Annotated in this window: 30 protein-coding genes; all 30 read left to right on the top strand. The window is 49.2% G+C overall.

The genetic code is table 11. The features are described from left to right. The first annotated feature begins 96 nt into the window (after positions 1-96). The 30 genes from ACFQ0N_RS03870 (at position 97) to clpP (ending at position 25,130) form a co-directional block, all read left to right on the top strand. Positions 97-363, top strand: a complete 267-nt coding sequence (locus ACFQ0N_RS03870; protein ID WP_379323051.1) for a YqhV family protein — start codon at positions 97-99, stop codon at positions 361-363. A gap of 118 nt (positions 364-481) precedes the next feature. Then, positions 482-1,492: a stage III sporulation protein AA gene (gene spoIIIAA / locus ACFQ0N_RS03875; protein WP_379323052.1), complete on the top strand. Its 1,011-nt coding sequence runs from the start codon at positions 482-484 to the stop codon at positions 1,490-1,492. Then, positions 1,485-2,003: a stage III sporulation protein SpoIIIAB gene (gene spoIIIAB, locus ACFQ0N_RS03880; protein WP_379323053.1), complete on the top strand. Its 519-nt coding sequence runs from the start codon at positions 1,485-1,487 to the stop codon at positions 2,001-2,003. Before spoIIIAA ends, spoIIIAB begins: the two co-directional genes overlap by 8 nt. Before the next feature lie 15 nt (positions 2,004-2,018). After that, on the top strand, positions 2,019-2,222 hold the full coding sequence (gene spoIIIAC / locus ACFQ0N_RS03885; protein WP_183597994.1) for a stage III sporulation protein AC: 204 nt from the start codon (positions 2,019-2,021) through the stop codon (positions 2,220-2,222). Between the two features lie 26 nt (positions 2,223-2,248). Beyond that, complete coding sequence (gene spoIIIAD / locus ACFQ0N_RS03890) at positions 2,249-2,644, top strand: stage III sporulation protein AD (RefSeq protein WP_379323054.1); 396 nt, start codon at positions 2,249-2,251, stop codon at positions 2,642-2,644. 5 nt (positions 2,645-2,649) lie between these two features. Next, positions 2,650-3,927: a stage III sporulation protein AE gene (gene spoIIIAE / locus ACFQ0N_RS03895; protein WP_379323055.1), complete on the top strand. Its 1,278-nt coding sequence runs from the start codon at positions 2,650-2,652 to the stop codon at positions 3,925-3,927. Positions 3,928-3,939: 12 nt separating this feature from the next. Then, entirely contained in the window at positions 3,940-4,635 is a 696-nt protein-coding gene (spoIIIAF, locus tag ACFQ0N_RS03900; protein WP_379323056.1) for a stage III sporulation protein AF, read from the top strand. Between the two features lie 38 nt (positions 4,636-4,673). Next, a complete protein-coding gene (gene spoIIIAG, locus ACFQ0N_RS03905) occupies positions 4,674-5,315 on the top strand; it encodes a stage III sporulation protein AG (RefSeq protein WP_379323057.1) in 642 nt (213 codons plus the stop codon). Between the two features lie 22 nt (positions 5,316-5,337). Beyond that, positions 5,338-6,000, top strand: coding sequence for a SpoIIIAH-like family protein (locus ACFQ0N_RS03910; RefSeq protein WP_379323058.1), 663 nt, complete (start codon positions 5,338-5,340; stop codon positions 5,998-6,000). Positions 6,001-6,201: 201 nt separating this feature from the next. Further along, the gene (gene accB / locus ACFQ0N_RS03915; protein WP_379323059.1) at positions 6,202-6,690 is read left to right on the top strand and encodes an acetyl-CoA carboxylase biotin carboxyl carrier protein; all 489 of its coding nucleotides are present in this window, start codon (positions 6,202-6,204) and stop codon (positions 6,688-6,690) included. Between the two features lie 60 nt (positions 6,691-6,750). Beyond that, positions 6,751-8,112, top strand: a complete 1,362-nt coding sequence (gene accC, locus ACFQ0N_RS03920; RefSeq protein WP_379323060.1) for an acetyl-CoA carboxylase biotin carboxylase subunit — start codon at positions 6,751-6,753, stop codon at positions 8,110-8,112. Between the two features lie 177 nt (positions 8,113-8,289). Continuing rightward, on the top strand, positions 8,290-8,697 hold the full coding sequence (locus tag ACFQ0N_RS03925; protein ID WP_379323061.1) for an Asp23/Gls24 family envelope stress response protein: 408 nt from the start codon (positions 8,290-8,292) through the stop codon (positions 8,695-8,697). Positions 8,698-8,793: 96 nt separating this feature from the next. Beyond that, positions 8,794-9,354, top strand: coding sequence for an alkaline shock response membrane anchor protein AmaP (amaP, locus tag ACFQ0N_RS03930; RefSeq protein WP_379323062.1), 561 nt, complete (start codon positions 8,794-8,796; stop codon positions 9,352-9,354). Between the two features lie 12 nt (positions 9,355-9,366). Next, positions 9,367-9,597, top strand: a complete 231-nt coding sequence (locus ACFQ0N_RS03935; protein WP_379323063.1) for a DUF2273 domain-containing protein — start codon at positions 9,367-9,369, stop codon at positions 9,595-9,597. 126 nt (positions 9,598-9,723) lie between these two features. Next, the gene (gene nusB, locus ACFQ0N_RS03940; protein WP_379323064.1) at positions 9,724-10,176 is read left to right on the top strand and encodes a transcription antitermination factor NusB; all 453 of its coding nucleotides are present in this window, start codon (positions 9,724-9,726) and stop codon (positions 10,174-10,176) included. Positions 10,177-10,221: 45 nt separating this feature from the next. After that, positions 10,222-11,082: a bifunctional methylenetetrahydrofolate dehydrogenase/methenyltetrahydrofolate cyclohydrolase FolD gene (folD, locus tag ACFQ0N_RS03945; RefSeq protein WP_379323065.1), complete on the top strand. Its 861-nt coding sequence runs from the start codon at positions 10,222-10,224 to the stop codon at positions 11,080-11,082. A 7-nt stretch (positions 11,083-11,089) separates the two neighbouring features. Continuing rightward, complete coding sequence (xseA, locus tag ACFQ0N_RS03950) at positions 11,090-12,442, top strand: exodeoxyribonuclease VII large subunit (RefSeq protein WP_379323066.1); 1,353 nt, start codon at positions 11,090-11,092, stop codon at positions 12,440-12,442. A gap of 6 nt (positions 12,443-12,448) precedes the next feature. Then, positions 12,449-12,703, top strand: a complete 255-nt coding sequence (xseB, locus tag ACFQ0N_RS03955) for an exodeoxyribonuclease VII small subunit (RefSeq protein WP_379323067.1) — start codon at positions 12,449-12,451, stop codon at positions 12,701-12,703. Further along, positions 12,700-13,611 carry a polyprenyl synthetase family protein gene (locus tag ACFQ0N_RS03960; RefSeq protein ID WP_379323068.1) on the top strand — a complete coding sequence of 304 codons (912 nt, stop codon included), beginning with the start codon at positions 12,700-12,702 and terminating at the stop codon, positions 13,609-13,611. The genes xseB and ACFQ0N_RS03960 overlap by 4 nt, the downstream gene beginning before the upstream one ends. A 121-nt stretch (positions 13,612-13,732) precedes the next feature. Then, on the top strand, positions 13,733-15,631 hold the full coding sequence (gene dxs, locus ACFQ0N_RS03965; RefSeq protein ID WP_379323069.1) for a 1-deoxy-D-xylulose-5-phosphate synthase: 1,899 nt from the start codon (positions 13,733-13,735) through the stop codon (positions 15,629-15,631). Positions 15,632-15,655: 24 nt separating this feature from the next. After that, complete coding sequence (locus ACFQ0N_RS03970; protein WP_379323070.1) at positions 15,656-16,471, top strand: TlyA family RNA methyltransferase; 816 nt, start codon at positions 15,656-15,658, stop codon at positions 16,469-16,471. A gap of 352 nt (positions 16,472-16,823) precedes the next feature. Continuing rightward, positions 16,824-17,285, top strand: a complete 462-nt coding sequence (locus ACFQ0N_RS03975; protein ID WP_379323071.1) for a hypothetical protein — start codon at positions 16,824-16,826, stop codon at positions 17,283-17,285. A gap of 24 nt (positions 17,286-17,309) precedes the next feature. Beyond that, the gene (gene ahrC, locus ACFQ0N_RS03980; RefSeq protein ID WP_379323072.1) at positions 17,310-17,759 is read left to right on the top strand and encodes a transcriptional regulator AhrC/ArgR; all 450 of its coding nucleotides are present in this window, start codon (positions 17,310-17,312) and stop codon (positions 17,757-17,759) included. A 24-nt stretch (positions 17,760-17,783) separates the two neighbouring features. Further along, positions 17,784-19,487, top strand: coding sequence for a DNA repair protein RecN (recN, locus tag ACFQ0N_RS03985; protein ID WP_379323073.1), 1,704 nt, complete (start codon positions 17,784-17,786; stop codon positions 19,485-19,487). Between the two features lie 167 nt (positions 19,488-19,654). Beyond that, the gene (gene spoIVB / locus ACFQ0N_RS03990) at positions 19,655-20,977 is read left to right on the top strand and encodes a SpoIVB peptidase (protein WP_379323074.1); all 1,323 of its coding nucleotides are present in this window, start codon (positions 19,655-19,657) and stop codon (positions 20,975-20,977) included. A gap of 297 nt (positions 20,978-21,274) precedes the next feature. After that, positions 21,275-22,096: a sporulation transcription factor Spo0A gene (spo0A, locus tag ACFQ0N_RS03995; RefSeq protein WP_379323075.1), complete on the top strand. Its 822-nt coding sequence runs from the start codon at positions 21,275-21,277 to the stop codon at positions 22,094-22,096. A gap of 125 nt (positions 22,097-22,221) precedes the next feature. Beyond that, positions 22,222-22,914 carry a ribose-5-phosphate isomerase RpiA gene (rpiA, locus tag ACFQ0N_RS04000; protein WP_379323076.1) on the top strand — a complete coding sequence of 231 codons (693 nt, stop codon included), beginning with the start codon at positions 22,222-22,224 and terminating at the stop codon, positions 22,912-22,914. 107 nt (positions 22,915-23,021) lie between these two features. Further along, positions 23,022-23,705, top strand: a complete 684-nt coding sequence (locus tag ACFQ0N_RS04005; RefSeq protein ID WP_379323077.1) for a phosphoribosylaminoimidazolesuccinocarboxamide synthase — start codon at positions 23,022-23,024, stop codon at positions 23,703-23,705. A 128-nt stretch (positions 23,706-23,833) separates the two neighbouring features. Next, on the top strand, positions 23,834-24,514 hold the full coding sequence (locus ACFQ0N_RS04010) for an RNA polymerase sigma factor (RefSeq protein ID WP_379323078.1): 681 nt from the start codon (positions 23,834-23,836) through the stop codon (positions 24,512-24,514). Then, positions 24,504-25,130, top strand: a complete 627-nt coding sequence (gene clpP, locus ACFQ0N_RS04015; RefSeq protein WP_379323079.1) for an ATP-dependent Clp endopeptidase proteolytic subunit ClpP — start codon at positions 24,504-24,506, stop codon at positions 25,128-25,130. Before ACFQ0N_RS04010 ends, clpP begins: the two co-directional genes overlap by 11 nt. Positions 25,131-25,471 lie beyond the last annotated feature (341 nt).

The raw sequence follows: 25,471 nt of genomic DNA on the forward strand, positions 1-25,471 counted from the left end.
CATTATTCAGGCGGGTGCCCGGACGATCGTGGCATGAATTGGAGACAAGCTTGCATACGCTGTAGTAGAAAAGCTGCTCAAAAGGGAGAGAGGGATATGTTTAACAAAATAGTGCTGATGATGTCGTCGCTTCGCGTGCTTTCCGGTCTTATCGAAATTAGCGCAGCGCTGCTTATGCTCCGTCTAAACCAAATTGATCGCGCCCTGGCGGTAAATGCTTCTCTTGCGCTAGTGGGGCCGCTCATTTTGATTACGACAACGACGATCGGCTTAATAGGGATGGCCGATAAATTGTCGCTGGGCAAGCTGGCATGGATCGTAGCGGGCGTAGGCTGTCTGTTAATCGGTATTTTGAAAAAGTAGAGAACTTTTGAGAGAAAAGGCAGTAGAGCTGTCATAACTGACAGGTTGTCTGCATAAAATCGGAAACAAGCAAGGCATTTAGACAAGCAGAACATGATCGATTTGGGAGTGGATGGGGATGCTTTCCCGCATCATGCAATTGTTGCCGCAAGAGCTGGCCGCCATGTTGGAGAGAATGCCTGCTAGAGTGAAAGACTCGATGGAGGAAATTCGCATCCGCGAAGGCAGGCCGCTTGAAATCGGCTTTTGCGACGGGTTTCGTTTTGTTCATCCGGACGGTTCGCTGCATTTCGATGCAGCAGGGGCGTACAGGCCGTCCAGGGCGCTTTGCCGTTCCTTGCTTGAACGGGTAACTAATCATTCCCTTTATGCTATGGAGGAGGAGCTGCGGCGCGGCTATATAACCGTAGCCGGCGGACACCGGATTGGACTGGCCGGCCGGACCGTGCTTGACGATAGCCGCGTGCGAGCCATACGTGACGTAGCGGCCTTTAATGTCCGGATTGCCAGGGAAGTGCCGGGCGCGGCAGTCAAGCTGCTGCCCAAGCTGCTGGACTACAGCAGGCGATCCGTCCATTCTACATTGATTGTCGCCCCTCCCCAGCAAGGGAAAACGACCTTGATCCGAGATATGGCGAGGCTGATCAGCTCCGGTGAGTGGGGACATACTGCTGCAGGCTGGACGAGTCGCAAAGTAGGCATTGTAGATGAACGATCAGAAATCGCGGCTTGCGTGCAAGGGGTGCCGACCTTCGACATCGGCCCGCGCACAGATGTACTGGATGCATGCCCAAAGGCGGAAGGGATGATGATGATGATTCGCTCAATGTCGCCTGAAGTGCTGATCGTCGATGAGATCGGCAAGACCGAGGATGCAGAAGCGATTCTGGATGCCAGTCATGCCGGGATTGCCGTAATTGCTACAGCACATGCCAACAATTTGAAGGATGCCAGTGCAAGGCCGGTGCTGCGGCGCTTGCTTGATGAAGGAGCTTTCGCGCAGTGCGTGGAGCTGCGTCGAGGCGCAGCGGGCTTAAGCGGCTTCGTTACGCCCGTAAGAAGCCGGCTGGACAGCCGATTGCGCGGAGCGCGCGAGCCCACGGCGGCAGGCGGGATAACCGATGATTAAGCTCATCGGGGCTGTACTCATATTGTTCGCCGGTACGATGATCGGCTGGCAGCAGGCAGCGGGGTATTCCGCCAGACCAAGACAAATTCGTCAACTAATCCAAGCGCTGCAGCGGCTTGAAACTGAAATCAACTATGGCTATACACTGCTCCCGGAGGCAATTGGGCGTTCCGGCATCCAGCTTCCGGAGCCGGTGTGTGCGATACTGCGCGATGCAAGTGATCTGAGCAGCAGCGCCGAAGGCCGGCCGTTTGCTGAATGCTGGGAACAGGCGGTTAAGAGCAATTGGCCCGCAACGGCAATGAAAAACAATGAACAGTCAGCGCTGCTGCGGCTGGGCTCGACACTTGGCATTAGCGATCGGGAGGATCAGGTCAAGCATTTGCAGCTGGCGGTACAACAGTTGAGAGCGGAAGAAGATGCCGCGCGGGAAGAACAGGCCCGTTATGAGAAGATGAGCAGAAGTTTGGGGGTCCTTGTCGCTGTGCTGGTTGTCATATTGATCGTTTAGTGGGGTGCCGGTGACATGAATATTGATGTGAGCGCAATTTTCCAAATTGCCGGTATCGGCATCATTATCGCAATGATTCATACGGTATTGAAGCAGATGGGCAAAGAAGATATGGCGCACTGGGTAACATTAATCGGTTTTGTTGTCGTGTTGTTTATGGTAGTCCGTTTGTTAAATGATCTATTTCAGGAAATTAAGGCGATTTTCCTGTTTCAGTAAGATCTCCGACAAGCAGGTGAACCCGGATGGAAATCATACAAATTGTCGGTCTTGGGTTAGTAGCGACGGTTCTCATTCTCGTCATTCGGGAACAAAAGCCGATGTTCGCCTTTTTACTTGCCGCATTTACAGGTATAGTTATTTTCCTTTTCATGATCGGCAAGATTGAAGCGGTCATCTCCGTATTGCAGCAGCTGGCTGAACGCTCCGGTATTCCTTCGATCTACTTAAAAACTGTGCTAAAAATAATCGGCATTGCGTACATCGCTGAATTCGGAGCGCAGATCGTCAGGGATGCCGGACAAGAGAGCGTCGCTTCCAAAATAGAATTTGCCGGCAAAGTGCTCATTTTAGTTATGGCAGTTCCGATCATCGGCGTCGTAATCGAGACGGTGATCGGATTGTTGCCGGCGGGGAGTTGAAGCCGATGCTGCTCCGGCTTATGCGTATCGTATGGCTGTTCATCACGCTCGCGGCAATCGTGTGGGGAGGGGGTGCCGACATTGCCGCGGCATCGGCGGGGAAAGCGCCGGACAAGCAGCTGCCTGGCGGACAATCGGGACAGGCGGAGCGTGAGCTGCCCTCCGCGGATTACGGCGCCGCTGCCGAAATTACGGACGGGCTTGCCGACGAGCAATTGAAAAGCATGGATACCGGGGATATTGAATCGTACTGGAACAATTTGATGAAGGAATACGGCGGGGTGTTTCCCGGCGGGAAACACCCGAGCTTTATCGAGATGATTGCACCGGGCGGCGAGGGCTTCAAGCTGAGTGCAGTACTGGGCGGCTTGCTCCGTTATATGTTCCATGAAGTGCTTTATAATAGCAAGCTGCTGGTGACAATCGTCATGCTGACCGTGTTCAGTATGATTCTGGAAACTTTGCAGTCGGCATTTGAACGCAGCGCTGTCAGTAAAGTTGCTTATACGATTTCATATATGGTCATGATTATTCTTGCGGTCAACAGCTTCAATGTCGCAATTGGCTATGCGAAGGAAGCGATTAACAGCATGATTCAATTTATGATGGCGATGGTGCCGCTGCTGCTAAGCCTGCTGGCATCGATGGGCAATGTGGTGACAGTAACGGTGCTGCACCCGATCATCATATTTATGATTCATGCGGTGGGGACGGTCATCCATACATTCGTATTTCCGCTTTTGTTTTTCTCGGCCGTACTTCATATAGCGAGCGCGCTTACGGAAAAGTTTAAAGTAACACAACTGGCCAACGTTTTGCGCAATTTTGGGGTCGGCCTGATGGGAATCATGCTGACAATTTTTCTGGGCGTCATCTCGGTTCAGGGAGCTACCAGCTCGGTTGCTGATGGCGTTACGATGCGAACCGCCAAGTTTATAACCGGCAACTTTGTGCCGGTTATCGGCAGAACCTTTTCCGATGCGGCCGATACAGTGATGTCGGCTTCATTGCTGGTCAAAAATGCGATAGGTCTGGCCGGCGTCGTCATCTTGATTTTTCTTTGCGCTTTCCCGGCGATCAAAATATTGACGATGGCGCTTATTTATAATATCGCAGCTGCCGTTATGCAGCCGCTGGGAGACAGTCCGATTACCCGCTGTCTGCAAACAATCGGCAAAACTTTGATCTATGTGTTTGCCGCTTTGGCGGCAGTCAGTCTTATGTTCTTTTTGGCAGTGACCATCATTTTGACCGCCGGCAACGCCGCCGTCATGATTCGTTAGGAGGAGATGGGCATGCTGGCCTGGCTGGCCGCCTGGCTAAAACAAATTATTGCTGTTGTGCTGCTGGCTGGCCTTATTGACCTGCTGCTTCCTAATAAATCGATGCAGCGCTATGTGCGGCTTGTTGCAGGCTTGATCATTTTATTGACGATATTGACGCCGATCATCAGACTGCTGCAGGGCGATTTTGATACTAAGCTGAAAGCTAGTATCGATCCGTGGCTTAATGGCACGGCAGGAAAGGAGTATAAGATGCCAACGCTGGAGGAGATCAGCCGCAATGCAGACAAGATGCGGCAGCAGCAGGAGCGGGCGGCGGCAGCGCTCACCGAAAATCAGCTCGCCGCGCAAATGAAGGAGGAGCTGATCAAGCAGACGGGCATGCAGGTGGACCGGCTCGCTGTACGGCTCGAGCAAGCCCGGGCGGGAAGCGAGCTTGTAATTCGCGAAGTTCAAATAGCGCTGGCGAAGCCGCGGAACGCGGAAGGGCATGACAGCCCGGAGAAGGAGAGCGCTCAGACGGACATTGAGATTGAGCCTGTACAGCCTGTCATCATCTCCATCCAGGCTGAAGAAGAAGGGGCCGCACAGGAGCAACAGCCGCCATCTGAGATCGACCGCCAGCTTGCGGAGCAAATAACAACCATTTTGCAGCGCGGGTGGTCGGTTGCGCCGCACATGGTCTCCATTCATTGGTCCTCCGGTTGAAGCTGCAAGGACGAAAACATTAGAGAGGAGGGACAAAGGTGGCTAAGTGGCTGGATGGGCTGGAGAAGCTGGTGGGCGGAGGGCAAGGGGGGGCGAAGCGAGTGAAAACAATGCGCTGGCTGATGCTCCTCGGAGCGCTCGGAATTGCGCTTATCTTGCTGAATTCTTTCCTGTCTCTGCCAACCATTGAGCCGGATCCTGAGCCAGCGGCAACTGATCCTGCAGAGCAGGCCGCTTTCTTGGAACGGAAGGAAGCGGGGCAATCGGAGTTTGACGCCATAGAACGTCCGCTTGAAAACAGACTGAAGGATATTTTAGAAAAAATCGTGGGGGTCGGCTCGGTTCATGTCATGATAACAGTGGATTCGACCGAGGAAAGCGTGTATGAGCAAAACGAGAAGGAAAGCCAGCAAATTACAGATGAGAATGATAAAAGCGGAGGTAAACGGCACTCGACTTCAGTGACGAAAGAAGGGCAAATCGTCCTTATGGAATCTTCAGGAGGACAGGCGCCGCTGTTAACCAAGCGGATTAAGCCGAAAATCCGCGGTGTGCTCGTTGTCGCTAAAGGCGCTGAGAATGCGACGGTGCGGCGGATTGTGCTTGAAGCGGTCGAGAAAGGGCTTAACGTTCCGGCTAGCCGCATTTCGATTGTGCCCAGCAAGCATTCACCACGATGAATAAAAAAAGGAGGCTTTTTTCATGAATACGAAAAGACAAACGATTTGGCTTGTATCAATGCTTAGTTTGATGGTTATCCTGTCAGCATACTATCTGTTTACAGAAGATATCGGTACAACTCCGGACATGCTGTCGGAAAGCAAGGCAACCAACGGGGCGGAGCCGGACGGAACATCCAAGACCGCTGCCGATAACGGAACTGATAAGTCCGGCGTCGTCGTAGACGAGGTTGTGGGCAACAACGCGGAAGGGGCAGGCAATGCGGCAGAAAGCGCAGCGGCGCTGGGCAAAGAGGATCAGGAAATTTTGAAGCAGGTAGAGTCGCAGGGAGTTGCCGGAGATGTGTTTAGCGACATTCAATACAAGCGCACCCAGCAATTGGTAGACGAGCAAAACAAACTGTACAGTGTTATGGCTGACACGAAGCAGGATCCCCAGACGGCAACGGATGCAGTGGCGCAGCTCGACAAGCTGGAAGCGAAGACAGACAAGATTGCCACTGTAGAGCAAGAGCTTGAAAAGCAGTACAATCAAGCGGTTATTTCTGCCGAGGCGAACGACAAATATAAAGTGGTCGTACAAAGCGACAAGATGGAAAAAGCAGAGGCAGAAAGCATCGTTCATATTGTTATGAATAAGCTGGACTTGACGGCCGATCAGGTCTCTGTACAGTTTGTGCCGTAATATAGCGGCAACCATAAATCCGTCCCGGAGCCATCAGCTCTTCATTCCGGGATGGATTTGTCTGTTGCAAGAACTTAAAAAATAGGGTTCGTGTTCAGCCTTGTTTATGCTATAATAGGCCTGTTATGTGCAAGTTTTGGCATCGCTTCTGCGGCGGAGCCAATAATTATGCAGCACAGAAACCCTTTTAGGAGTGAAATCATGTTCAAGTTGAGCGAGATAAAAGAGCTTATTAAGCTGGTCGACCAAACCTCTGTCCACGAGTTGGAAATTGAAAATGAAGGCGAGCGCTTGCTCATCCGTAAACCGGGCAAAACGGAAGTGGTGAACATGCATACGGCTCCAGTTGTCCCTACATATACACCCGCTGCACCACAACAGGCACCACAAGCGGCGCCAACAGCTGCCGAGGCTGCTCCTGCGCCTCAGCCAGCAGCGAAATCGGACAACCTGCATCAGATCGTATCACCGATGGTCGGTACATTCTATCAGGCTTCCTCACCGGATGCGGCGCCATATGTCAATGTGGGCGACCGGGTTAACGAGAAGACAGTCGTATGCATTTTGGAAGCAATGAAATTGATGAACGAGCTGGAAGCGGAAGTACGCGGCGAAATCGTTGAAATATTGGTTGACAATGGCCAGCTTGTTGAATTCGGGCAGCCTTTGTTCTTGGTAAAGCCAGAGTAATCAAACCGCAAACTGTTGCGGGCTAACCCAGGATCGGTGCGCACGAAAGGAGCTTTAACCGTGAAATTCAACAAAATATTGATAGCTAACCGCGGCGAGATAGCCGTTCGGATTATTCGCGCTTGCCGCGAGCTTGGTATACAGACAGTAGCTGTTTATTCCGAAGCTGACCGGGACTCGCTTCATGTTCGTCTTGCTGATGAGGCCTATTGCATCGGGCCAGTAGCTTCGAAAGACAGTTATTTAAACCTGACAAACATAATGAGCGTTGCAACCTTGACCGAATGCGACGCCATTCATCCCGGATACGGCTTTTTGGCGGAAAATGCGGATTTCGCAGAAATCTGCGAATCATGCAATATCGTATTTATCGGTCCTTCGCCGCAGGCGATTAGCCGCATGGGTGACAAAGCCGTTGCAAAGCAAACGATGAAAGATGCTAACGTGCCGGTAATCCCGGGGTCTGACGGCCTTGTGGAGGATCTGGACGAGGCGGTGCGCATTGCAAGGGAGATCGGCTATCCGGTCATTATCAAGGCTACTGCCGGCGGCGGCGGCAAGGGCATTCGGATCGCTGAAGACGAGGCGGCCCTAATTACGCAAATCACGACTGCGCAGCAGGAGGCGCAAAAGGCCTTCGGCAATGCCGGTGTTTATTTGGAAAAATATTTGACGGGCATGAAGCACGTCGAAATTCAAATTATAGCTGACAAGCACGGCAACGCCGTTCATTTGTTCGAGCGCGACTGCTCTGTACAGCGCCGGCGCCAGAAGCTTGTAGAGGAAGCGCCGTGCCCGATCCTTGACGAAGGGTTGCGGCAGCAGATGGGACAAGCGGCTGTGCGGGCAGCGCTCGCAGTTAACTATGCAGGCGCAGGCACGCTGGAGTTTTTGCTTGGACTGGACGGCAAGTTTTATTTCATGGAAATGAACACGCGTATTCAAGTGGAGCATCCGGTTACCGAAGCGATCACGGGCGTCGATTTGATCAAAGAAATGATTTCGGTTGCCGAGGGCAACCCGTTGTCCTTCTCGCAAGCGGATATGAAAATTAATGGCTGGTCCATCGAATGCCGGATCAATGCAGAGGACCCGGACCGCAACTTTATGCCTTCGCCAGGCAATATTCAATTTTACTTGCCTCCGGGAGGGCTGGGGGTGCGGGTCGATAGCGCGGTCTATCCGGGCTACACCATCTCGCCTCACTACGACTCGATGATTGCCAAGCTGATCGTTTGGGGGGAGACGCGCGAAGCGGCTATTGCACGCATGAAGCGCGCTTTAGCTGAATTTGCGATCGATGGAATTAAAACAACCATTCCGTTCCATATGAAGCTGCTCAGTCATCCAAAATTTATCGAAGGCGACTTTGATATTAAGTTTCTGGAAGAGCATGATATTAATGTGCAGGAAATTGAATGAGGCGGCGAATAGCGGGTATTGAAGGCTAATCATAGCGCCTTTTGGCCCAGGAGGATCGTTGTCCAAAAAGGTGAATATGGTTTGTCATATTTCGTCCCGAATGCTATAGTATAGGAATAAGAAGCGGATAAGCCCGGCACTGGCTGGAGCAGCTACTTTATGGAGGTGTAGATGGTTATGAGCACACTAGCGGCGGATTATGAGAAAACGGACATGGGTGTCATTCAAATCGCACCCGAGGTAATCGAGATTATTGCAGGATTAGCCACAGTTGAGGTGGAAGGCGTGGCTGGCATGAGCGGGGGCTTTGCCGGAGGCATCGCTGAGCTCCTGGGCCGCAAAAACTTGTCCAAAGGCGTTAAAGTCGAAGTGGGACAGCGCGAAGCGGCTGTCGATGTCTCGATCATTGTGGAATACGGCAATCATATCCCGGAAGTTGCCGCCGATATTCAGCGCAATGTAAAGCGTTCAATCGAGACGATGACGGGATTGCACGTCGTTGAAGTGAACGTCCATATTCATGATGTGCATTTTAAAACGCCGGAAAAGGCTGAGGAAGAAGAAGTTACCCAAAGAGTGAAATAGTGGTGCCAATGATGCATAAACCCCCTTGTCAATGGGCTTGCCGCTCGGCGCTTGGGGGTTTGTGGTTTGTTCAGTCCGTCCGGGGAGGAAGATACATTGATCAGAATGATGGACAAGCTTTTACTGTTTGTATACAGTCTCGCTATCGGTATCGCAGCTGTTTTTGTATTTTGCCTCGGCTTCAATTGGGTGCCGGAGCAGTGGGTCGAGAACTTCTCCTACAATGTATACAGTGGAGCGAATTGGCTGAAAATTACATTAATCGCAGTATCAGCAGCGTTGTTTTTAATTAGCTTGCGTTTCTTCTATGTTTCCGTGCGCCGGAGCAATGTTGCAGTGCCTTCGATTGATCAGCGTACAGAATTTGGCGATATACGGATTTCGATGGAAACCGTTGAAAATTTGGCGCTTAAAGTGGCCGGACGTCAGCGTGAGGTTAAGGATTTGCGCGCCCGCATCCGCCTGACGGATGCAGGAATCGATATCGCCTTGCGTGCGGTCGTTGACGGCGAAACCTCGATTCCGGCATTAACGGAGGAGATCCAAAAGTCCGTCAAAGATCATGTAGAGGAAATTACGGGAATTCCTGTCGCGATCGTTTCCGTTTACGTCGCCAATATTATCCAGACGACCAGCTTCAAGAGTCGTGTGGAATAGGAGCGCTTGCCGATGTGGAAAGAAGTATGGGGAACCTATGGAGGACGGATTGCCGGTGTCGTCACTGGCATTGTTCTCGGTATTTTGTATTTTGTCGTAGGCTTCTGGGACATGTTGTTTTTCGGTCTGTTGCTCTGGATCGGCTATACAATCGGACGCATGAAGGACGAGGGAAGCGGGCCAATCATTCCGTGGAATCGGTTAATGGAGTGGCTGCAGCAGCGCTGGCGTCCTTTTAGATAGTACTATGCTCTCCTCCGTACCCCGAAAGACAGTGTTTCTTGCGGGGCAGGGAGGAGAGCGTATTTTTTCGATTTTAATGTAATCAAGGCTATAGTAAGCAAAACGATTTTTTGTCAGGGAGGCCCCATGAAACGAAGGCTAGCACGGGAAATGGCGGTACAGAGCTTGTACCAGCTTGAGATGAATGAAGTGACGGCGGAAGACGCAGTCAATATGTTAGTAAGTGAAACCAGAGAGGAAGAAAACGAATTAGATGCAACTGCGGCTGATGTGCGCCGTATTGAGGAGTATGTGCGCGGTCTTGTTCACGGTGTGATCGGGCATAAGGCGGCAATCGACGATATGCTGCAGCAATATTTGACAGGCTGGCAGGTGGATCGTTTGTCGCGCGTTGACCGGCAAATCCTTCGTCTTGCATGCTATGAGATGGTCTATTGCAGCGATGTACCGCCGAAAGCGGTTATTAATGAGGCGATCGAGCTGGCCAAACATTTTGGCACGGATGAGTCGGGCAAGTTTGTCAACGGTGTACTTGGCAAGCTTTACAAAACGTTGGATGAATTGAAGCCGCAGGCTTGATTCAATGCGAATCAAGAAATGAGTAATATTGAGGAGGAACAATTGATGAGTGCGCAACGAATTGAAGGCAAGCAAATTTCAGACGCGATTCGCGCGGAGATCGTTCAGGAGACAGCTGAACTAAAAAAGAAAGGAATTGTTCCAGGCCTTGCAGTTGTATTGGTTGGGGAAGACCCGGCTTCCAAAGTCTATGTGGGCAGCAAGGCAAAAGCCTGTGAACAGCTCGGCTTTTATTCCGAGGTTCATCGCTTGGCCGAAAACACCTCCCAATCAGACTTGCTGGCTTTAATCGAGAAGCTCAATAAACAGGATTCAATTCACGGTATATTGGTACAGCTTCCGCTGCCAAAGCATATCGATGAAAAAGCGGTAATCGATGCGATCAGCGTCCATAAGGATGTAGACGGCTTTCATCCTGTAAGCGTCGGCAACCTTGTCATTGGCGACGTTAGCTTGCTGCCTTGTACGCCTGCAGGCGTCATTGAAATGATCAAGCGGACAGGCATTGAAATTGCGGGCAAGCATGCTGTAGTAATTGGCCGCAGCAACATTGTAGGCAAGCCAGTGGCCATGCTGCTGCTGCGCGAGCACGCTACAGTGACGGTTTGCCATTCGAAAACGCCTAATATGGAAGAGATAGCCCGCACGGCTGATATTTTAGTCGTCGCCATCGGCAAAGCGAAGGCGATCGGCGCCAGCTATGTGAAGCCGGGCGCTGTCGTAATCGATGTAGGCATCAACCGGCTGGAGGACGGCAAGCTGGCAGGCGATGTTGATTATGACGCTGTGCTGGAAACTGCAGGCTATATTACACCTGTTCCGGGCGGTGTCGGCCCGATGACGATTACGATGCTGATGCTCAATACGTTAAAGGCGGCCAAGCAAACTCACGCAATCGGGGTGTAACCCGATTATGGCACAGGATGCAAGAATATATTCAATTAAAGAAATTACGCGATATATAAAAATGAAGCTTGAATCAGACAAAGTGCTGGGCGATGTCTGGCTTCGCGGAGAAATCTCGAATTTCACCCATCACTCAAGCGGACATATGTATTTCACGTTGAAGGATGCCGACAGCCGTTTGAAATCCATCATGTTTGCTTCTCATAATCAGCGCCTTCCCTTTCTGCCAAAGGAAGGGATGAAGGTGCTGGCACGAGGCAATTTTTCCGTCTATGAGCGGGACGGCAATTATCAGTTTTATGTGATGCAAATGCAGCCGGACGGGATAGGCAGCTTATATATGGCTTATGAGCAGCTGAAGCGGAAGCTGGAGCAGGAAGGCTTGTTTGCCGAGAGCCGCAAACGCCCGATTCCTAAATTTCCTCAAGCTGTCGGAGTTATTACTTCGCAGACCGGGGCTGCCGTGCGCGATATTATGATTACATTGCAGCGGCGCTTCCCGGCTGTTCCAATTCTGCTGCTGCCGGTGCTTGTGCAAGGCAAAGGAGCGGCTCCGGCAATTGTGAAAGCGATTGAATCGATGAACCGGCATGGCGGTGCAGATGTGTTGATCGTAGGCCGCGGCGGCGGCTCACTGGAAGAACTATGGGCATTCAATGAGGAGACTGTGGCAAGAGCGATAGCTGACTCGGTTATTCCGGTCATTTCTGCAGTCGGGCATGAGACGGATTTTACCATTGCCGATTTCGTCGCCGATTTGCGGGCAGCTACGCCGACGGCTGCGGCTGAGCTGGCAGTGCCGAATATACGGGAGCTAAAGGCGGGCCTGGTCCATCTGGAAACTAGACTGCAACAATCGATAACAAGGATGGTAGAAAGCAGGCAGCAGCAGCTAAGCCGCATTAAACGCTCGCCGGTGCTAACCAATCCGCGCAAATTTTTACTGCAGCAAGCCGAGCGTCTTGACCGCTTGAACGAAAGATTAAATAACCGGATTGTGCGTAAAAGTGAAAGAGAGCAGGAAAGACTATTAAGGTTAAAAGCTGCTCTGACTGCAGTTCAGCCGACCCAGCAGCTGGCGGCGGCCAGAAAGCAGCTGCAGATTACTAGAGAGCGGCTGGAAGCTGTTATTTCCTCAGGGATGAAGGATAGAACGATGAAGCTGCATGCTGCTGTGCGGCAACTGGATGCATTAAGCCCATTGAAAGTGATGGCGCGCGGCTACAGCCTGGTGTATGACGAAAGTGAAAAGCGGCTGATCAAATCGATCGATCAGGTCCAGCCGGGAGATCTCATCAAGGTAAAAGTGGCGGATGGCCAGCTGGAATGTCAAGTATGGGCGATGAAAGGGGAGCAATAACGGGAGATGGAGCAGCAGGAACTGAGCTTTGAGGAAGCGATGGAAAAGCTGGAGAGCATTGTAGGCCAGCTTGAGAATGGCGACGTGCCGCTGGAGACGGCGATCGAGCTTTTTCAGGAAGGAATGAAGCTGTCGCAGCTTTGCGGAGCAAAACTGGAGCAGGTGGAACGGAAAATCGAAATACTCATTGAAGCGGAAAATGGCTTTCAGAAAAAACCGTTTGCCCCGTCAAACGATGATAGAGGAGAATCGATCTTTTGAACGCGCAAAATGATATCAAACAGTTTATCGCTCAATCTGCCGCTGAAGTAGAGAGAGAGCTGAAGGAAGCATTGCCTGTCGGATGGGATGTGCCGCAAAAGCTGCGCGAAGCGATGATGTATTCGCTGGAAGCCGGTGGAAAGCGGCTTCGTCCGATCCTTGTTTTAGTTGCAGCAGAGGCCGTGCGTGGAGAGCATGAGGCGTGGAAAACTGCAATCCCGGTTGCCTGCGCAGTAGAAATGATCCATACGTATTCACTCATCCACGATGATTTGCCGGCGATGGACAATGATGATTTCAGACGCGGCAAGCCGACCAATCATAAGGTATACGGCGAAGGTATGGCTATTCTGGCTGGTGACGGGCTGCTTACGCATGCTTTTTATGCCGTGACACAATCTGCCTTGCTGGGTGCATCGCCGGAAACTGCGCTGGCAATTACAGCTGATTTAGCCCGTTTGGCCGGCATTTCTGGCATGGTAGGCGGGCAGGCTGCCGATCTGATGGGCGAACAGGGAATTACTTCGATTGAGCAGCTTGAATACATTCATCTGCGCAAAACAAGCGACCTGATTACATTTGCGGTGACGGCCGGGGCGCGAATCGGCGGGGCGAATAGCGGACAGTTGGAGGCTTTGAACGAATTTGCCTGCAAGCTTGGCCATGCATTTCAGGTACAGGACGATATTTTGGATTTAACCGGAGATACCGCCAAGCTAGGCAAGCCGGTTCAGAGTGATGTTGAGCAAAACAAGGTAACCTATCCGTATTTGATCGGACTTGAGGAGAGCCGCGCTTTAGTAGCGAAGCTGACGGAAGAGGCCAAAGCGGCGCTTGCGCGCGCAGATCTGGCAAACCCGGAGCGGCTGCTGGCAATTGCTGATTATTTGGTTAGCCGGGATCACTAAAAACATAGCATAGATCACGAATGATTTAGGCAGAAAAGGCGATCTATGTTATAATGAGTCAAAACGTTAGACGTTCACTGGGCAATTTTAGTTTAGTTGCCGCGAAAGCGAGGAATTCATCGTGTTGCTCGAGCAAATTGACGGACCGAAGGATTTGAAAACATTAACGATTCCAGAACTGGAACAGTTGGCTGAAGAGATCCGCAGGTTTCTAATTGAAAAGCTTTCCGTTACAGGCGGACATCTTGCGCCGAATCTTGGCGTAGTAGAGCTGACGCTAGCTATGCATTATTTATTTGACAGCCCGAAAGATAAATTTATTTTTGATGTCGGCCATCAGTCATACGTGCACAAAATTTTGACCGGACGCAAAGACCGGTTTGATACGCTGCGCAAATATAAAGGGATGTGCGGATTCGTCAAGCGCGCCGAGAGCGAGCATGATGTATGGGAAGCCGGGCATAGCAGCACATCGTTGTCAGCGGCGATGGGAATGGCGCTGGCCCGCGATTTGAAGGGTGAATCCAATGAAGTGATCGCTGTAATCGGCGACGGCGCGCTAACAGGCGGCATGGCGCTTGAAGCATTGAATCATATCGGACATGAGAAGAAAAAAATGATGGTCATTTTGAACGATAACGAAATGTCGATTGCGCCAAATGTCGGTGCGATGCATCACTATTTGGGCAAAATCAGAACTGACCGCCATTATCAAAAAGCAAAAGAAGAGCTTAACCAACTGCTCAATAAAATACCGGCCATCGGCGGCAAATTAGCCAAGACTGCTGAGCGGCTGAAGGACAGCATCAAATATTTGCTCGTCAGCGGCATTTTATTCGAACAGTTTGGATTGACCTATTTTGGTCCTGTTGACGGCCATGATTTGGGTCAGCTTATCGATGTGATGGAACAGGCGCGCAACGCGACAGGGCCTGTGCTTATTCATGTCATAACAGTCAAAGGAAAAGGCTATTCTCCGGCAGAAGCGGATTCGCATAAATGGCACGGCGTATCATCACCTTATAAAATCGAATCCGGTCAGATGTTAAAAGCTGTCGGGCCGCCGATGTATACCGAAGTTTTCGGCAATACTTTAATTGAAATGGCGGAGCGTGATAAGCGCATTGTCGCAGTTACGCCGGCGATGCCGAGCGGCTCCGGGCTTGTAAAATTCGCAGAGCGATTTCCTGACCGGATGATCGATGTTGGGATTGCCGAGCAGCATGCCGCTACGATGTGCGCTGCACTGGCTATGGAAGGCTTGAAGCCTGTATACGCGGTATATTCGACATTTTTGCAGCGCGCTTATGATCAGGTAGTGCATGATATTTGCCGCCAAAATCTGAATGTCGTATTTGCCATTGATCGCGCGGGCTTTGTCGGTCCTGACGGTGAAACCCATCAAGGAGTATATGATATCGCCTATTTGCGTCATATTCCGAATATGGTGCTGATGATGCCGAAGGATGAAAACGAATTGCGCAGAATGATGAGAACTGCGCTTGATTATGAATCGGGGCCAATCGGAATTCGCTATCCGCGAATTAACGGTCTGGGCGTCGAAATCGATCCGGAGCCGCTTCCGATCCCGATCGGCAGCTGGGAGACCGTTCGCGACGGCGATTCCGCGGCGATCCTTGCGCTTGGACCGATGCTTGAAGTAGCCGAGGAGGCTGCCGAGCAGCTTAAGCGCGAAGGTATCAATGTACGGATCATCAACGCCCGTTTTATTAAGCCGTTGGATGAGACGATGCTGCGGCAGCTGGCGCAGGAAGGGCTGCGAATGATCGTTTTGGAAGAAACGGCGGAGCTAGGCGGGCTTGGCAGCTCTATACTGGAGTTTTATTCTTTGCATGGCATAAGCGCCTCAGTGCGCATTATCGGTATTCCGGATCTGTTCATTGAGCATGGTTCAATAAAGGAGCAGCGCCAAGAGGCGGGATTGACAGTAGAGCGGGTGGTCAATGAAGTGATGGCAATGCGCCCCCGCGTTCGGAAAAGCGCCAGCGGTCCGGCTTAACCAATCGGGAGCTGACAAAAACACGTGAAAGAACGAATAGATGTATTATTGGTAGAGCAGGGGTTTTATGAAAGCCGGGAAAAGGCGAAGGCCGCTCTTATGGCCGGGCTGGTAGTCGTAGACGGGGAAAGAATAGAAAAAAGCGGCACGAAGGTTCCGCGCACGGCGGCCATTCAAGTGAAGGGAGCCTTGCATCCCTACGTCAGCCGCGGCGGTCTAAAGCTGGAAAAGGCGATCCGTGAATTTCACCTCGACTTAACGGATGTGGTGATGCTCGATATTGGCGCATCTACCGGAGGCTTTACGGACTGCGCGCTGCAAAACGGCGCGGCATATGTCTATGCAATTGATGTCGGCTATAACCAGCTTGATTGGTCGCTGCGCAGCGACAACCGAGTTCATGTCATGGAGAGAACGAACTTTCGCTACATGGTGCCTGAGGATCTTACAGGGGCGCAGCCAACCTTTGCGACAATCGATGTTTCGTTTATCTCTTTGCGGATTATTTTAACGACTTTGGTGACGTTAATCCCGCAGGGAGCTCAAGTCGTTGCGCTGATCAAGCCGCAATTTGAGGCAGGCAGGGAGAAAGTAGGGAAATCCGGAGTAGTGCGCGATCCGGCCGTGCATAAAGAAGTGCTGCACACCGTACTGCAATTTGCGGCCGGGCTCGGGCTCACGCTGAAGCATCTTACGTATTCCCCGATTACAGGGGGCGAAGGCAATATTGAGTTTTTGGCGAATTGGACGCTGACCTCGGCCGAAGAAGCGCAGGCGGTTGTACCGGCGGAGGCAGAGCTGCAGCAGCTTGTTGAGGAAGCGGCGGGTACATTCCGTTGAGCAGGAGCAGTGAGCCTCAGCATTGCCTGCCTTTATAATAAAAAAGTCTTTCGTTCCGATGATACTGGAGCGAAAGACTTTTTAATTTTTACAAAAAAACTCTTTGCAGATTGAAGAATATTTGGTAAACTGAAGAAAACCAAACAAGCGTTCGCGTATGTGGGGTGAAACAAAAAGGCATAAAATATAACAGGATAGAGTCCATTTTATAATAACGCGGGGTTTGAAATCAAGGGTTTGTCTCTTGTGCAGATTCTGATGTTGCATTGATTTGCGAAAATGATTCGGACGGACAAGGATAATCTTTCCTTAGCGCGAATGTTTATTGTACATCGCCGAAGGAGGGAATGCAATGGGCAAATATGGTGACTGGCTAATTATGTTAGTAGCTGGCAGCATTATTGTATACTGGCTCTACCGTTTGTTTTATCGCTGGCTGCATGAACCGCCCGGTGTCAACTCCAAGCTGCTTTTAAGCCGTGCAGAGGATGTTGACGAGCGGGATGACAATGTCCGGTTCCTTGAACGCAACGGCTATGAGGTTAATTACGGCAAGTACCGTATACCCATCACGATCGATTTGGATGGCGAGCAGCTATACAGCCGCTTATTTATTGATATGATTGCTGAACGTGATGGCAAGTATTATGTTGTCAAGACGGCCCGTGAACGGATGCCGATCGAATGGACAGGCAGCGGTTTGCGGGATCGATTGTTAATATATGCATTGCTGATGCCGGAATGTGAAGGCGTGCTGTTTGTTGATCAGAAGTCGAACCTGATTAAGACGGTAACCTTTCATTTTTCGGATTAATGAACTATTGGAGGAACGCTCACGATGAAGAGTGTCAGACATATGAAAATTAGGGAATTGATTACCGGACAGATTATCGAGACGCAGGAGGAACTGGTTGAAGCCTTGGGAGATGCAGGATTGCAGGTGACTCAGGCAACGGTCTCCAGAGATATTAAAGAATTGCAATTGATCAAGGTGCCCGCCGAGGACGGCCGCTACCGTTATTCATTGCCGCAAGAGCAGCGCATGAATCCGCTCCATAAATTAAAGCGGGCGCTTGTCGATCATTTTGTCCATATCGACTACACTGACAATTTGGTTGTTATGAAGTGCTTGCCGGGGACAGCCAATACAATCTGCGCCTTACTCGATAATATGGAATGGCCAGAGGTAATGGGCACGATTTGCGGCGATGATACAATTTTGATCATTTGCCGAACAAAACCGCAAAGTACCGAAGTTATAGATCGGCTGCTTGGCTATATGAACTGATTGGACCTAGAGAGGAGAATAGAGATGCTTCGCGAATTGTCCATACGCAATTTTGCTGTTATTGAGTCGGTTAACGTTCGCTTTTATAATGGCTTTCATGTACTGACAGGTGAGACAGGAGCCGGGAAATCAATTCTCATTGATGCGCTTAGCTTAATTGCAGGCGGCAGAGGCTCCTCTGATATGGTCAGATATGGGTGTGACAAAGCTGAGATAGAAGCGTTGTTCGAGTTATCTGCCAACCATCCGGTTTGGGAGAAGCTTGCTTCTTTCGGAATTGAAGCGTCATGCGAGGAAGCGCTTGTCATTAGGCGGGAGTTATCGGCACAAGGCAAGAGTGTGAGCCGGATTAACGGACATATCGTTAATATGTCTATGTTGCGCGAAGCTGGTGAATTTCTTGTTAACATACACGGTCAGCATGAGCATCAGTCTCTATTCAAGACAGAGAAGCATTTGGAATGGCTAGATTTATATGCAGGCGAACGGGTGGCCAAATTGTTGGCACAATATAAATTTACATTCAAGCATTACGAGCAGATTCGGCAGCAATTAAAAGAAGTAGAGCAATCATCCCGGCAAAATATACAAATGCTTGATCTGTATCGGTTTCAAATCGACGAAATCCGTTCAGCCAAACTTGTGCCTGGCGAGGATGAATCTTTATTGGAAGAAAGGCAAAAGCTAATGTATGCCGTTAAAAGACGTCATTCCACATCGGAAGCATACGAGCTGTTGAATGGAGATAGGGGGCTTGACGCCATTAGCCGCGCGATATCCCGTATGGAGGATATAAAGGAGTTTGATACAGCTACGTTGGAGCCGTTGCTGGAACAGCTGCAATCAGCTTTTTATCAACTGGAGGACGCAGCATTTCAATTGCGCGATTATCGGGATGACATCGAATCTGACCCGGAACAGCTTGCTTTTATTGAAGACCGGATCGACATGATCAATGGACTAAAACGGAAGTATGGTGAAAGCATTCCGGAAATTTTAGCGTATTTGCAGCAAATTGAACAAGAAGTAGACAAAATTGAAAATCGCGATGACCATATTTTGCGGCTTCAACATGAACAAGAGCATCTTTATGCTGAAGCATTGCAATCTGCCCAAAATCTATCGGAGCTTAGACAAGCTGCGGCGGGGCGCATTTCCTCCGCCATTGAGGCAGAGCTGCGCCAGCTGCAAATGGAACGCACTACCTTCCGGGTTGAGCTGCAGCCGACGCTTAATGAGGATGGCTCATATCGTTTAACAGCAAGCGGAATAGACGAGGCTGCATTTATGATTGCGCCGAACCCTGGAGAACCGCTTAAGCCGCTGAGCAGAATAGCTTCAGGCGGTGAAATGTCTCGTGTCATGCTTGCCCTCAAAACAATCTTCGCTTCCATCGATCAAGTTCCTACCCTTGTTTTCGATGAGGTGGATACCGGAGTCAGCGGCCGCGCGGCGCAGGCGATAGCAGAAAAAATGTCACGCTTGTCGGCGCAGTGCCAGGTGTTCTCCATTACTCATTTGCCTCAAGTTGCTTGTATGGCGGATCATCATTATGAAATTTGCAAGTCCATTATTGCTGAGCGTACTTCAACTAATGTTGCCGAGCTGGAGCCCGGCAGACGAATTGAAGAACTGGCACGCATGCTTGGCGGTGTAGAAGTTACGGAAAAAACAAGGCACCATGCACAAGAAATGCTTGATTTGGCCTTCAGACAGAAAGGGGCATAATTGGGCAAATAACGCTTATTAATGGGGAAAGGGATGTTCACTGAAATGTAAAACATTTGAGGAATGATTTTGCCAACATAAAAGAGACAGGGCAAGGATACCTTAAAGGTACGCAAATGGCGAACACTTCTCGTCAAGCGGAGTTAAGCACAGGGAGCGTGAAGTCATTGAATGCCAATTGGCGTTTGCGTTGGTTGGGTCTTGCCCTCGTTATCCTTATGTGCATGCTAGGTCTTTCTTCACCTGTTCAACATTTTGCCGCTTTTCCAAACGAATTACGTTTGTTTTCCGGCCAGTTGACAAAGTTGGATTTCAGCATGCCCGTCCATGCGCAAGTTACTGTGGACCCTCAAATGATTCGCGTTAACGGTTCGAATGACCAGTCGTTGTCTGTAGATTTAAACAAGCCATTGTCCATTGAATCTCAGCAGAGCGGCAGCACGACGATGAAATTGAAATTATTCGGAAAAATCCCATTCAAAACTGTCAAGGTTAATGTGGTCCCTGATCTGAAAGTTATTCCCGGCGGGCAGACGATCGGAGTAAAGGTAAGATCGGCTGGCATTATGGTTGTGGGACATCATCAAGTCGTTACTAAAAATGGGAAAGTATCACCCGGTGAAGAGGCAAATTTGCAGTTAGGCGATTTGATTGTCAAGATTGACGGAGTTGCCATTAATGAAGTGCACAAAGTGGCGGAATTAGCGATGAGAGCAGGAAGCAAGAATAAGCCTCTTCAATTATCGGTAAAGCGCGGGAATGAAATATTCCATGCGAAGTTGAAGCCAATATTTGATGTTGAAGATCAGGCTTGGAGACTCGGACTATACATTCGGGACTCTGCTGCCGGTGTAGGCACACTAACTTTTTATGCTCCTGATCAAGGGGTATACGGCGCATTGGGACATGTCATCACGGATATGGATACACAGACCCCGATTGAAGTCGGAGAAGGTACTATTCTACAGTCTCATGTTACTTCGATTAATAAAAGCCACCACGGTGAGCCTGGAGAAAAGCGGGCGCAATTTGTGAAGGAAAGTAAAGTACTCGGTAATATCGAACGCAATACGCCATTTGGTATTTTTGGCAAGATGACTGAACTGCCTGATCACAGCTATAATCAGCAAGCATTGCCTGTTGCATTCGCAGAAGAAATAAAAGAAGGACCGGCACAAATATTGACGGTAGTAAACGGCCAGAAGGTTGAGCGATTCAATATAGAAGTTGTACATGTTTCCAAGCAAACATCAGCGGCAACCAAAGGCATGGTGATCAAAATTACCGATCCGCGCTTAGTAGAGCGAACCGGTGGCATTGTACAAGGAATGTCAGGGAGCCCAATTATACAAAATGGCAAGCTAATTGGTGCTGTGACGCATGTATTCGTGAATGATCCGACATCTGGATATGGTTGTTTTATTGAGTGGATGCTGCAGGATGCAGGTATACTGCTCAAAACAGCTCACAAAAATCTTAAGGCGGCTTAATGGCCCCTTAGGATTTTTGTTGCAAATGTTTATAGAACGGCACCAGCCGTTTCTTTTGCTTTTATAGAATTTTGATTCTAAATTTAAATGATTTTGTCGAAAATGTTCGAACGATGATGGATGATGTTGCAAAATATCTATTATAAATCATAGTGAATAAAAAATAAAGAAAAAATATTATTCGACAGAAGGAATTTCATTTGAAGTGTCGAAAAGTTTATATACGACAGGTATGGTAAACGTCTAGAACTAGCTGCGGCAATCATACTCGGATTATAGTCTAAGGAGGATATTACTTTGCAAAGAATTGAAGTTTTGTTAGCGGACGACAATCGTGAATTTATTAATTTGTTGTCGGAGTATATCTCAGAGCAAAGCGATATGACAGTGACTGGCATCGCCTATAATGGTGAAGAAGTGCTGAGTATGCTGGAGGGATCGAGGAAATCACCTGATATTCTCATTTTGGACATTATTATGCCGCACCTGGACGGATTGGGTGTGCTGGAGCGGCTTCGTGAGCTGAATCTTTCCCCAATGCCGAAAATTATTATGCTGACAGCATTCGGACAAGAAAATATTACGCAAAAAGCAGTACAGCTTGGCGCCTCTTATTACATATTGAAACCATTTGACATGGAGATGTTAGCAAACCGGATTCGCCAACTTGTTGGCAATCAGACAGTGATGTCGAACAGCGGATCGAGTTCATTTGTCAATTCGGCCAACCTTTCCAAATCGAATGTTGTGCCAATGTCCAAAGGTAAAAATCTGGATGCGAATATTACGAGCATCATCCACGAAATGGGTGTGCCAGCGCATATTAAAGGTTATCAATATTTGCGGGAAGCCATTACGATGGTGTACAACAATATTGAAATTTTGGGCGCGATCACCAAAACATTGTATCCAGCTATTGCCGAGAAATTCAAAACGACGCCTTCACGCGTCGAACGTGCTATCCGCCACGCGATCGAAGTCGCCTGGACGCGCGGCAACATCGACAGCATCAGCCACCTGTTTGGCTATACGATCAATATCAGCAAGTCAAAACCGACCAACAGTGAGTTCATCGCGATGGTCGCAGACAAGCTCAGGATTGAGCATAAGGTGAGCTGAACAAGGGAATAATAAAGATAGATCCGAAGGAATAACAATCCAACTAATACCGCTTATTTATTGGTTATTCGAAACCAATAAGGAGTGGTATTTTTTGTAGGTATACTGTAATCAAGGAGGAAAGTATGAACCAGAAGCAATTGCTTGAGAAAGAACTGGTCGGAAGTAAAGCGGCAGAACTGATTGAACATAATATGACTGTTGGTCTTGGAACGGGGTCGACTGTTTATTATATGATAAAAAAACTTGCAGAAAGGGTCAAAGAAGGGTTGGCCGTCACGGGAGTTTCCACATCGCGCAGTACAACTGAACTGGCTTTATCCCTTGGTATAAATGTGGTCGATATCAATGAAGTAGAAGAAATCGATATTTGCATTGATGGAGCGGATGAAGTTGATAAAGATCTTTGTGCAATAAAAGGCGGAGGAGGTGCATTACTTCGGGAGAAGATTGTAGCATCTCATTCCAAGAAAGTGGTTTTAATTATCGATTCAACAAAATATGTTAAACGGTTGGGCGCATTTCCGTTACCTGTGGAAATTGTTCCTTACGCCTACAAACATACGCTAAAGAGATTTATTAAAGAAGGCTTTACTCCGAAAATTCGCGAAAATAACGGCAAGCTGTATGAAACAGACGGTGGGAACTATATTCTCGACTTATATCTCAACTGTATTGAAGAACCTGCGTTTTTATCAAAGACCATTAACAACATTCCGGGGGTTGTTGAGAATGGATTGTTCATTGATCTGGCAGATGAGGTCTATCTTGCGGATGGTGAAGATGTTCGTATGATAAAGAAAGCAGGGGGTAACTAGTGAGTGAGTAGACAAAATTCACTTTTTATTCGATCTGGGCTTGCGGTTAATACCATCATTTGATGTATAATAGAATTTGTTAATCTATTGGAGAAAGGACTTTCCTCATGAAACTGCAATATACTGGCAAGACAAAAGATGTTTACGTATTAGAAGACGGTAATTATTTGCTTAAATTTAAAGATGATGTAACAGGTGAGAATGGTGTCTTTGATCCAGGAGCCAATACGGTTGGATTGACGCTTGAAGGTGCAGGTAGAGCAGGCCTCAAGCTTACAAAGTTCTTTTTTGAACGCTTGAAGGAAGAGGGAATCCCGACTCACTATATTGACGCGAATATCGATGAGGCGACAATGACAGTGAAACCGGCTACTGTGTTTGGACAAGGGCTGGAAGTTATTTGCCGCTATCGTGCTGTAGGGAGCTTTTTGCGCCGTTACGGCAAATATGTTGAAGAAGGGCAAGCTTTGGATGCATTTGTTGAAGTCACGCTTAAAGATGACGCCCGCCAAGATCCGCCGATCTCTGAGGATGGGCTCGACATGCTTGGCATTTTGAGCAAGCAGGAGTATGCTGTGCTGAAGCAGCTGACACAGCAGATTGCCGGTGTAGTTCGCGATGAGCTGGCGAAAAAAGGCATCGACCTGTACGATATTAAATTTGAGTTCGGCCGTATTGCGGACAATAATCAAATTATGTTGATAGATGAAATTTCGGGCGGCAATATGCGCGCTTATAAAGATGGTCAATATATCGAGCCGCTGGAGCTGGAGAAATTGATGCTTGCTTAAAATAAACGATATGCAAAAGTCCTCTGTATTCTGAATATGTTTGCAGAGGGCTTTTATTTTTTTAGGCCGTATCTTTTGGCGCCGATTATTCGTTTTCCTTATATGAAGTATGGAAGGAGGTGGGGAGCATGTCCGATTATAATGAAGTGGCAGAGCGTTATGTGAATGTCCTATTTCGTTATTGCTTGGCTTTAACGCACTCAGTGTGGGAGGCCGAAGATCTTGTTCAGGAAACCTGCTTGCGTGCGATGCCGATCATTGTAGGGGAGCGAAAGCATAACAATCCGGTTGCATTCCTAATTCGCACTGCGAAAAATATATGGACTGATGAAGCGCGGCGGCAGTCGCGAGCGGCGGCGCTGTTTGAACAAATGAGCGACCGCGGCGTTCATCACGATGAGCATTACTTTGAAGCCGACTCTGTTTTGAAGGAACTGATGCAGCATCTGTCCCCGCTGCAATTAACGGTGTTTCTGCTGCGCGAAGTCTTCGGGTTCAGCGCGCCGGAAACGTCGCACTGGCTGGAGATGACGGAAGGTGCGGTTAAATCGGCGCTCCATCGTGCGCGGAGAGCTATCTGCCGTTTTAGGCAGGGGGAGCGGGCTGCAAAAGAAGCGGATGATGGGGCATGGGCGCAAGCTTATCTTGCAGCTTTCAGGGAAAGTGATCCTGCGGCGCTCGTATATTTGACCATGGTACAGAATCAGCTCGTTACATCTGTTGAGGCGATCGGTATGATGAATAATCAAATGGCAGCCAATCGTACAGCAACCTCCTCCTTCCGGATGCAGGCAGTGTATGCCGCTTAACTTCTATAGTGAAAACGAGGAGGTACAGACGATGAATCTGACGCCATATGTTGTGGAGCAAACAAGCCGAGGTGAGCGAAGCTATGACATCTATTCCCGGCTGTTAAAAGATCGGATCATTATGGTCCATGGCGAAATCGAAGATACAATGGCCAATTCGATTGTAGCGCAGCTGCTGTTTTTGGCTGCGGATGACCCGGATAAGGATATTTCGATGTATATCAACAGTCCAGGCGGAGTCATTACTGCCGGTTTTTCAATTTACGACACGATGCAGTATATCAAGCCGGATGTTGCAACGATATGTACGGGAATGGCCGCGAGTTTCGGAGCGCTGCTGCTGACAGGCGGAGCAAAAGGGAAGCGGATGGCGCTGCCTAATAGCGAGGTGCTGATTCATCAGCCGCTTGGCGGAGCGCGCGGGCAGGCGAGCGATATTGAAATTCAAGCGAAATGGATTTTGAAAACGCGGGAAAAGGTGAATCGGATCTTATCGCAGCATACCGGCCAGGATGTAGCGACAATTGAACGCGATTCTGATCGGGATCATTATATGAGTGCGGAAGATGCGCTTCAATACGGTCTGATCGACCACATTTTGGAAACTGTTCATTAATAATGTGCAGCCAAAAAGGCAATTCCATCACAGCCTACGGGGTTATGGCTGTGAAGGGATTGCCTTTTTTAAAATATAAGAAAGTATAAGTTTCACCTTATACTTTCTTAATTGTATAGAATTTATAAAATTTCGGCTGATGTGGCCTTAACGTAAAGTGTTTTCTTAGCCAAGTGGACACACGATCACACGATCCGCTATTTTGTGGAATACCGACAATTCAGAGGTTACGCAGACACAGGTTCCGTTATTTGCTGGTTTTGCCGGGTTTTCGCGGCGTTTTGAGACCAATAACGGATCTACGGTCCGCGAGGAAGCCGTTTTGGCAGGTTTATTCACAG

Source organism: Paenibacillus sp. GCM10027626 (assembly GCF_042676285.1).
Classification (GTDB): Bacteria; Bacillota; Bacilli; order Paenibacillales; family Paenibacillaceae; genus Paenibacillus_Z.